The 1,132-nt window shown below is 69.4% G+C and carries 1 protein-coding gene; it reads left to right on the top strand.

Annotated elements, in window-relative coordinates; genetic code table 11:
- Positions 1 to 446: 446 nt before the first annotated feature.
- The gene (locus ACFU6K_RS39465) at positions 447 to 1,130 is read left to right on the top strand and encodes an LAETG motif-containing sortase-dependent surface protein (protein ID WP_380671563.1); all 684 of its coding nucleotides are present in this window, start codon (positions 447 to 449) and stop codon (positions 1,128 to 1,130) included.
- The last annotated feature ends 2 nt before the right edge of the window (positions 1,131 to 1,132 follow it).

Genomic DNA, 1,132 nt, shown 5'->3' with positions numbered 1-1,132 from the left:
GGCGGTGCGGTCGTGCTCGCGGCCGGCGGCGGGATCGTGGTGGCCGCCCGGCGCAAGGCGGCCCGGAAGGCCTGAGCCGGCTGAGCCCGGCGATCCGGCCCGGTGGGTCGGAAAGGGCGGAGACGACGGAAAGGTCGGAAAGGCCTGAGGTTCGTCGGCTGACCGAATCGGAGCCCTCGGTGATTGAACCTGATCACCGAGGGCTCCGTTCTCTCTTGAAGTGGCGAAGTCCATTCAGGTTTGCCGAATCCGCGTTCTGCGAGGTGACGGCTGTGATGGGCTGGCCCAAGCACATCGAAAGACGGACGGACAGTCGATATCCGGTCGTGCGGCGGGGTGTGGCGGGGTGCGGGAGTGCCGGTAGAGTCCCCCGGACAGTCGTAGCGGGCCACCGCGTACCACTCAACACGCCTGCTGCGCACGACCGTTCGGAGGGGAACAAAGTAATGGCGCGACAGCAGCGGCACTTCGCGATCGGCGCGACGGCACTCGCCGGCACGGCTGCGGCCGGTTTTCTCCTGCCTCTGGCACTGGCCACCAATGCCTCGGCGCACGTGCCGAGTTGGTCGGTGACCTGCGACAAGATCGTGATCGATCTGATCAACTACAGCCCCAAGGCCGACGTGAAGAACACCGTCAGCCTCACCATCGACGGCGAGAAGGTCCTGGACGCCAAGGCCTTCCCCGCGGAGTTCCACGGTTCCTTCCCGGTGAAGGACCACGATGCCCCGATCAAGGCGAACCTGGTGGTCACCACCACGGAGAGCCCGAACGAGAAGGGCTGGAACATCAACGAGACCAAGACCATCGAGCCGTGCCACACGCCGACTCCGACCCCGACCCCGACCCCGACCCCCACCAAGACCCCGACCCCGACTCCCACCCCGACGCCGACCGCGACCCCGACTCCCACCCCGTCGGTGACGCCCCCGGCCACCCCGACCCCGTCGGTGACGCACACCCCGAGCAAGACCCCGACCCCGGCGCCCTCCGCGAGCGCGCCGGCGCTCGCCCAGACCGGTAGCAGCGACGCGACCCCGATGATCGCGGCGGCCGGCGGCGGCGTGCTGCTGGTCGGCGGCGCGCTGGTGCTGCTCGCCCGCAAGCGCCGTGGCGGTAGCGAGAGCTGACG

Origin of the sequence: Kitasatospora sp. NPDC057512 (assembly GCF_042802135.1) — a bacterium.
Lineage (GTDB): Bacteria > Actinomycetota > Actinomycetes > Streptomycetales > Streptomycetaceae > Kitasatospora.
The sequence above is the reverse complement of the archived record's forward strand: the minus strand, read 5'-3'. Positions and strand labels throughout refer to the sequence as shown.

Excerpts from the sequence above, each read along its gene's own strand:
- ACFU6K_RS39465 (WP_380671563.1), top strand. The coding sequence starts at position 447 with ATGGCGCGACAGCAGCGGCACTTCGCGATCGGCGCGACGGCACTCGCC.